Genomic DNA, 7,908 nt, shown 5'->3' on the forward strand with positions numbered 1-7,908 from the left:
ACTACATTGGAGCAACCCGAAAGGATAGGATATCTAGGAGCCGTATGAGGCGAAAACTTCACGTACGGTTCTGAAGCAGAGGTGCTTCCCTTAATAGGGGACATCGACTGTAACAATGCCCGGAGGGCAGGGAAAATCCTCCTTAAAAACCCAATCATCAACCAACAATTGGTGTGTGAACCCAGCAAGATCACAACTTGAAAAAAATGGTACGGCGGGGCACGCCGGAACCGAGTGAAACAGGAAAGCAACGGACTTTATAAGGCACTTTTCAAAAAGTAACTAAACGCTATCGCGAGACTGTGCCCGCTGGGTCTTTCGTGAACTGAACTAGATTCTTTGTCTTGACGGGATTCAGGTTTAGATATTGCCATTTGGACACGGAGGTTTAAGGCCGGTTGTAGATCTAGGAATCCCCGTCTTTTTAAAGCGGGGAGTGTCAACGGACAATTCGACAACACAAACTAGACAATTGAAGAAGGCTTGCGCTGAAGACAGCAGGAGTAACTAGCTTAATATCCTGCCGAGGTTAAAGTACTATGTATCATCTGCCCAGGCACTGATCCTACAGTGAGTGCGATTGTGCTACGCACACGCTACGCGAACGCGGTAATGATACGACCCTTAACCCCGGCCAAGTCTCCGGGGTTTTAGTTTGGTTATTTGTTATCGGTCAGATCTATGTGCTACGCACACGCTACGCGACCGACCGTTCAATACTTATCATTCTTGGTTGAGAGTCAATTAAAAATAAATAATATTTATTTTTATTTATTTTCAATTAACAATTAACCAGTTAACACTTAACAAAATGGGTAGAACACTTGACGAGAAAAAGACAATTGTGGCGGAGCTCAAGCAAACCTTGAGTGAGTCTCAGCTGGCTGTAGTTATTGATTACCAGGGGCTGTCGGTTGCTGAAATTACCGATTTACGGAATCGTCTGCGTCCCACTGGCACGATTTGCAAGGTGACCAAAAACACCTTCATGCGGCTTGCGGTGCAAGAAGACGAAAACTGGCAGCCGATGACAGAATTCCTGAGTGGTACTTCAGCTTTTCTCCTGGTCAAAGACGATGTTGGTAGTGCCATCAGAGCTTACCAGGAGTTTAAGAAAGCCGCCAAGAAGACTGAATTTCGTGGCGGCGTGATGCAAGGTCAAGCCTTAAATGAAGAGCAAGTTAAGGCAATTGCCGACTTGCCTTCTAAGGAGGAACTGATCGCGCAAGTTGCTGGAGCGATTAATTCTATCGCTACCAAACTTGCTGTCGGGATTAATGAGGTACCAGCCTCCTTGGGTCGCAGTATTAACGAGGTGCCAGCTTCTTTGGGTCGATGCATCCAAGGGATTGCTGCCAAGGAAGAAGGCAACAGCTAATACTCGGTTTTTCCCTTTTCTGAGATTTGTACAACACTCAAGTACAACACTCAATACATTAAACAATTCACCTAAAAGGAGTTATATCAATGTCTGCTACAACTGATGAAATTCTCGAAAAATTAAAATCTCTGACTCTGCTAGAAGCTTCTGAGCTAGTTAAGCAGATCGAAGACGCTTTTGGTGTCAGCGCTGCTGCTCCTGCTGGCGGTATGATGATGATGGCTGGTGCTATGCCTGGTGCTCCAGCTGCTGAGGCTGAGCCAGAGGAGGAGAAAACTGAATTTGATGTGGTTCTAGAAGAGTTCCCCTCTGATAAGAAGATTGCTGTACTTAAGGTTGTCCGAGGCATCACTGGTTTGGGTCTCAAAGAAGCCAAAGAGTTGGTGGAATCTGCTCCTAAAGCGATTAAAGAGGCCATTGCTAAAGAGGCAGCTGAGGACGCTAAGAAGCAATTGGAAGAGGCTGGTGCTAAAGTTACCGTCAAGTAATATCTACTATCATGTCTGGTTGACTAATTATCATATCCCTTCTCGGGTAATTGGTAATTGCTAGTTGAGGATTAGGGACTATTTGGTAAGTGATTAACCGGACTTGATATAAGTTGAATCAACCTATATTTTTGGGGAGCCGACGCAATCGGCTCCTTTTTTTAGAGTTTTGGTCAAAAAAATTGGCTAGTGTTGTCGTTATTAATATTTACGCAAAACTTGGCAATAAACGTGCTTATATAGTGCTATAGTAGGGTGCGTTATTAACGAATCCTACAGCTAGAGTTATTGTCTAACTGCTGGTGATGCGATCGCATACCATCCCCTTCGGAGGAATCCCGCCTAGGGCTTGAGAAGAGGCTGATTTCAATAACTCAATCCAGTCACCGAATCCAGTCAGTGAATCCAGTCACCCCATGCGGTAATTAACTTGACTGGTTGATGTGATTAATATCACACCTTTATCTAACTATATCGATAATAATGATTATTAGGGAAAATTATAAGATTAGTCAGCCAAGTCTTAGGATTTATAATTTCAGGGTAGCCAATCTATGGGTAATCAAGTATATCAGTCAATAAATATAATATCATCTCTGATTGACTAATTATCATATCCGAAATCAGGTGATTTGGAATTGGTGATTTGGAATTGCTAATTGGTAGTTGAGGATTACCCATTACCGATTAAGCTGACCCAACAATCTAGAGACTATTTCGGAGCGGTGGGATCCCAGCGAGGTTCCCAACTCCTAGGTCGCCGCTCCGCGAACGCCAAAGGAACGCGCACCAAGACAATTGATTAACCGGACTTGAACTAATAAATCAGTTTAGATCATTTCAGTAAAGCTGTATCGGTGTCTTCAGCTAAACGTTAGATGCTCGCTTTTTGTGCCGTGTGTTTCGCGTTTAACTATCTTTTACGTGATCTTTTACGTGCATTTGTGCTCAAACAATTCGAGCAGATGGGGCTGTCATCAGTAACCTATAAGCACCTCTTTGCAAACGTGAATATGAACTCGTTTGCCTATAAGCCTTAGGGTTGCTTTGCCAGTAAACTGTCAACCTCTCTATCCTAATTTAGCATGCCCAAAATAAAATCGACACCGCTTATCCTACCAGATGAAAATAAATTTCCAGATTGTCTGACGATGGAGCTTAAAGTTGAGCCAGTCTCGACAGGGATTTTTTCATCTCGCCAGATAAAGCAATTGAAGCTATACCTGACTATACAATTTAATGAACAGTGGGTGCAGATGCCATTCGGTCGAGTTAGGTTCGGACTCAAAGGTGGAGAACTCAGGCTAAGGCTGAAAAATGGCAAGATCCCTTTGGAAGCCCGTAACTTCAGTGGCTCATTTGACCCTGATGTTGAGAAAGAGAGGAAGCAGCAAGAGAGTAAGGAAAATCACAGTAAAGTGGAGGCTTGTTGGGATAAAAATCAACCTGGAGTTAAAGCTAATCATGGTGAAAAAAATACAGGAGGCACAACCGATGAGTTTCAGTTCATTGACCCTCAGATCACAACGAAGGGGTCAGAGGAAACTCCGGCTTGGGTTTTTGAGGTAAAAACGGGTCAACCCGTGTTTAAAGGATTACTCAAGGAAGTCGAGCTGGGAACAATAGATGTAATGGCAAAGCCGTGCTACATAGAAGCTACCTTTGAAGTTTTTAAGCCAGATGTTCATCTGACTGGAGCTGAAGGGTTGTGGTCTCCCGAAATTAGTCGGGAAAAACGTGTAGTCTTAGATAGAAAGATTGCCTTACTGCTTCTAAAGCACCAATTAACACCTTATTTAAGTAAAGTGGTACTAAAATATGACTAACGAACAATCTAAACCGATGACTAACGAACAATTTAACCAAGAGTTAGAAGAATTAATCAGAAGTGTTGAAGGCGCTAACACTAATAATTTTTATAAACTGGCGGAGATAGCTGACTTAAATCTTTATGAAGACTTGGCTAGAGTTGACTTAAGTGGGGTTAACTTAGAAAACGTTAATCTGAGGAATGCCGATTTAAGGGGAACGAATTTTAGGAATGCCAATCTGACCGGTGCTGATCTTAATAATGCCGATCTAACCGGTGCTGATCTTAGAAATGCTAATCTAACCGGTGCTGACTTTAGTGATGCTATTTTAGACAACACTAAATTTGGTGATAATTCAGGGCTTACTGAGGAGATTATATCTGCTCTCAAGGCTCAAGGGGCAATTTTTGATGATTATGAAGAATTTTTGCTTCCTACAGAAAAATTACATAATGTAGAAGCTCTCTGGAAGCAAGGTATCAAAAAAACCCTTTTGATGATAGAGGAATTGAGTGATAGGGATGTAGAATGGATGATTGCTACAGGAAGCAAGAAAGAAATTATTGCTAATACTAGGCTTATCGAAGAAGGGGAAGAGATTGATGCACTGTATATAGTGTCCGAGGGACAGTTTACAGTTTCAGTTGGGGGCAGAAATATTGCTGAATTATCAGGAGGTGAAGTAGTGGGGGAAATGTCTTTTCTAAAAGGAAGTTTACCTGCCGCTACTGTTACCGCTGTAAATGACTCAGTAGTTTGGTCAATTTGTAGGCAACAATTGCAGGAAAAGCTACAGAAAGATACAGATTTTTCATCCCGTTTCTATAAAGCTATTTCTATTATTCTATCGGATAGATTACTCGGCGGCCAATCTTATCAAAATAAAACTCCCCAAATTCAGGGCTTACCTAACTACTATGGTAGCCATAAAAATCTTAATGATTCGGCTTATTTTACTCATCATGCTGCACAACAAAAATTAGATTCTATAATCAAAGGATGTAGGAAAAGTGCTTGAGTTAAACCAAACTATTTACCACTAATAGCATTTCTCAATTCGGTGAGGTACTTTTGTCCTAGGTGGCGCAGAAGGGGTGCATCTCATGTTTGCTGTTTGACCCGGTGGGTGGAACGGGCATCTTGCCCGTTACAATCGGGGGGGCTTTACGAACCCTGGCTACGAGGCGGAAAATAACGGCGAGCCCCCCCTAACGCACCCTACGCAACTGAGAATAATTAGTTAATACATAATTAGAGGGAGTGATAAAATCATAACAAGGGTGTTGGACAATCCTAGTATTAGAGAATGGGATTTGGCGATCGCGTAGCCTCGCATGATTAATTTATTTCTCTTTTATTGCCGCTAAATGTTTTGAATAGTCGATCATGGCACCTAAAGGAATATTCATCATCACGTGAATAGTAGTCTTTAATCCAGGTTTCTAGAAAATCAAAATTCGCTTCTTGTTCTTTGGGAGTCTTATACTTATGAGGCTCCCATGGTCTGAGTCGATTGTTTTCTAGGCATTTTTCAACTCCAGGATTCAAAAATATCATCGCTGATGAATAGTTGGCGGCTATCTCAATTAAACTCCCGTAGCATCCTTCAATTATCCATCCAGGATTTTTTTGAATAAAGTCGATTAATAATCTCTCACTTTCCGTATCTTCCCGTCTTACTCCTGGTATATCGGGTATCCAAGTAATAGTATCTAGATCTAATATGGGTAAGTTTAACTCAACCTGTAATTTTAAGGCTAAGGTAGTTTTTCCTGCTCCAGAGTTGCCGAATATTAGTATCTTTCTCATGATAAAGGAAATAGACAAAAGGTAAGCATATACGCTACGCGCACGCTAAGCGAACAACCCTTAGCTATCAGCTATGAGCCGGGGAGCCTTTAGCACTACAGTCTTGCTCAGGGAATTAAGATTACTTTTTACTTTAAATCCGCTTCCCAAACACCAATGTAAATGCGATCGCTATTGTCTCGTTGAATCACACCCTGCAAGCTGTTATTGTTACCACTGGAAAATTTATAGGTCTTAGACTCGCCCTGATATACATCTTTCAGCCCCTGTTTAATGTCAGTGGAGATGTTGTTACTGAGCAGCTTGTTTAAGGTCTCTGACATGATTTCTAGGTCAACGGATTGGGAAAAGGTAACTTCCGTTTGGCGCAGACGCCCAGAACTCCGATCAAACAAATATCCTAGGTCTACTTGATTGGGGACAACGTTTTTATAAAGGAAAGCGCGAGTATTCCAATGGCCCTGTGTTTTCCTTGTGGGTTTGCCTAAAATATCTTTCACTACTCTTCGCTGAGTTCCTGGGGGAAATTTGGGAATAGCTTTGAGCTGAGCAAGATTTGGGTTATTGGTATTGTTTTCTACGATGGGTGAAGGTTCGGTGATAGGTTTCGGTGTCGGTGCTGGATCAGTTACGGTAGTGTCTGGTTGTGATCTCGATTTTGGTGTAACCGGATCAGTTACGGTAGTGTCTGGTTTTGATGGGGATGATGGTGTGACCGGATCAGTTACGGTAGTTTCCGGTTGTGATGGGGATGATGGTGTGACCGGATCAGTTACGGTAGTGTCTGGTTGTGATGGGGATGATGGTGTGACCGGATCAGTTACGGTAGTGTCTGGTTGTGATGGGGATGATGGTGTGACCGGATCAGTTACGGTAGTCTCTGGTGTTGATGGATATGATGGTGTGACCGGATCAGTTACGGTAGTGTCTGGTATTGATGGATATGATGGTGTGACCGGATCAGTTATGGTAGTCTCTGATTTAGTTTCTGGTTGTGATGGCCTGTTGGTCTGGGATTGTGATCTCGATGAAGGTGTTTCTGCTGATGAGTCTTGTGATGATAGGTTTTTATCTTGCTGTTCTTGAGAACTTGAGGTGGATGATGTTGATGTAGATTGCTCATAGGATGGGACGGTCGTAGAGGGATTCAAGAATTTGTTGAATCGCGAACCAAATGCCACCACAATCAGTAATATACCGCCTCCGATTAAACCTCCCTTTAAAACTGCTTTGTAACTATCGTTTTGTTTTACAGTGACTGGATAAGGGCCTTTAATAGTGGAGACTGAACCGTTGTTGCCTGGTGGTGAGTCACCCGGGGAAATCGGGACTGTTGCTACCGTCCCGTTGTTGCCTGTTGATGGGGCACCGGGAGAAATGGGAACTGTGGCTACCGTAGGTGATGAAGGGTCAGATTGGAGAGAATCAAGCATTTGTCTGACACTAATAAAGCGATCGCGTGGATGGAATCGAATCGCTTTGTCGAGCACTATTCCTAGGTTTGAATAAAGGGGTGGGGCATCTTCACGCCATAAAATCTCACCAGTCCTCTCATCTGTGTGGAATAGCTGTGGTATTTTACCCGTGAGCAAAAAAATTGCTGTCAGCCCCAAACTGTAGAGATCACTGCTATAGGTTGGGTGTCCTGCTGACTGTTCCGAAGACATATAGCCAGGAGTGCCAATTATAATTGATGCTGGGTGGGGGGTGCCAGAGTTAGTGACTACGGTACTCATTGCTTCTTTGACTGCACCAAAATCAATTAGAACTGGTACTCCATCTCGTTGGCGGATAATGATGTTATCTGGCTTTATGTCCCGATGAATGATACGGCGAGAGTGGACATACTCTAGAACTTTTAACAAACTAATTAGGAGTTCCCTAACTTCAATCTCAGTAAATTTTTTTCCCTGTCTGACCAGTGTTGTAAAGGTATTTCCTCGAATCCACTCTTGAACCAGGTAAAACTTTTCGGCTTCAGAGAAATAGGCATAAAGTCTCGGAATCTGGTCATGTGCTTCCCCTAAGGCTTCTAAAACAGCTGCTTCTCGTTGGAATCGCTCTTGGACGAGCTTGTAAGCTTTAGAATTATGAGCCAATGCCTTAAGTTGCTTAATCACACACCGCCGTCTTGAGGGCATATGGATATCTTCGGCGAGAAAGGTGTCACCGAACCCACCCGAACCTAGAGTCTCAAGGACACGGTAGCGATTGTTTAAGAGTTTTGCATTCATGACGGATTCAGGGACAATTGGGTTCAAAGTGTGCTCTTGATTCTAATGTTAAGCTGCTGTCCGATTGAATTGGATGGTTGAGCAATGAGTTATTGGTAATTATTCATTGGTCATTTGTGCATAACAGGAGACTGTGCTTCCTCAAAACCAACTCAGGACTGAAAACAGTTATTTAGCATCCTACA

At 42.8% G+C, this 7,908-nt stretch carries 6 protein-coding genes and 1 other annotated feature; of the genes, 4 read left to right on the forward strand and 2 right to left on the reverse strand.

The features are described from left to right. The first annotated feature begins 470 nt into the window (after positions 1 to 470). Positions 471 to 663 (forward strand) — a sequence feature (ribosomal protein L10 leader region). A gap of 148 nt (positions 664 to 811) precedes the next feature. The 4 genes from rplJ to F6J99_RS37530 all read left to right on the forward strand — a co-directional run bounded on the left by rplJ (position 812) and on the right by F6J99_RS37530 (position 4,698). Further along, complete coding sequence (gene rplJ / locus F6J99_RS37515) at positions 812 to 1,378, forward strand: 50S ribosomal protein L10 (RefSeq protein ID WP_293120912.1); 567 nt, start codon at positions 812 to 814, stop codon at positions 1,376 to 1,378. A gap of 89 nt (positions 1,379 to 1,467) precedes the next feature. Next, positions 1,468 to 1,869, forward strand: coding sequence for a 50S ribosomal protein L7/L12 (gene rplL / locus F6J99_RS37520; protein WP_293120914.1), 402 nt, complete (start codon positions 1,468 to 1,470; stop codon positions 1,867 to 1,869). Positions 1,870 to 2,954: 1,085 nt separating this feature from the next. Further along, on the forward strand, positions 2,955 to 3,695 hold the full coding sequence (locus F6J99_RS37525; RefSeq protein ID WP_293120916.1) for a hypothetical protein: 741 nt from the start codon (positions 2,955 to 2,957) through the stop codon (positions 3,693 to 3,695). A gap of 16 nt (positions 3,696 to 3,711) precedes the next feature. After that, positions 3,712 to 4,698 carry a pentapeptide repeat-containing protein gene (locus F6J99_RS37530; protein WP_293120918.1) on the forward strand — a complete coding sequence of 329 codons (987 nt, stop codon included), beginning with the start codon at positions 3,712 to 3,714 and terminating at the stop codon, positions 4,696 to 4,698. A 320-nt stretch (positions 4,699 to 5,018) separates the two neighbouring features. On the opposite strand, the gene F6J99_RS37535 is transcribed toward F6J99_RS37530, so the two are convergent. Beyond that, positions 5,019 to 5,489, reverse strand: coding sequence for a shikimate kinase (locus F6J99_RS37535; protein ID WP_293120920.1), 471 nt, complete (start codon positions 5,487 to 5,489; stop codon positions 5,019 to 5,021). Between the two features lie 128 nt (positions 5,490 to 5,617). Further along, on the reverse strand, positions 5,618 to 7,723 hold the full coding sequence (locus F6J99_RS37540; RefSeq protein ID WP_293120922.1) for a serine/threonine protein kinase: 2,106 nt from the start codon (positions 7,721 to 7,723) through the stop codon (positions 5,618 to 5,620). Between the last annotated feature and the right edge of the window lie 185 nt (positions 7,724 to 7,908).

It is taken from the genome of Moorena sp. SIO4G3, assembly GCF_010692305.1.
GTDB lineage: Bacteria > Cyanobacteriota > Cyanobacteriia > Cyanobacteriales > Coleofasciculaceae > Moorena > Moorena producens_A.

What these genes read in the sequence shown, in the direction of transcription:
- rplJ (WP_293120912.1), top strand. Translation starts at nt 812, where the DNA reads ATGGGTAGAACACTTGACGAGAAAAAGACAATTGTGGCGGAGCTCAAG.
- rplL (WP_293120914.1), top strand. Translation starts at nt 1,468, where the DNA reads ATGTCTGCTACAACTGATGAAATTCTCGAAAAATTAAAATCTCTGACT.
- F6J99_RS37525 (WP_293120916.1), top strand. Translation starts at nt 2,955, where the DNA reads ATGCCCAAAATAAAATCGACACCGCTTATCCTACCAGATGAAAATAAA.
- F6J99_RS37530 (WP_293120918.1), top strand. Translation starts at nt 3,712, where the DNA reads ATGACTAACGAACAATTTAACCAAGAGTTAGAAGAATTAATCAGAAGT.
- F6J99_RS37535 (WP_293120920.1), bottom strand. Translation starts at nt 5,489, where the DNA reads ATGAGAAAGATACTAATATTCGGCAACTCTGGAGCAGGAAAAACTACC.
- F6J99_RS37540 (WP_293120922.1), bottom strand. Translation starts at nt 7,723, where the DNA reads ATGAATGCAAAACTCTTAAACAATCGCTACCGTGTCCTTGAGACTCTA.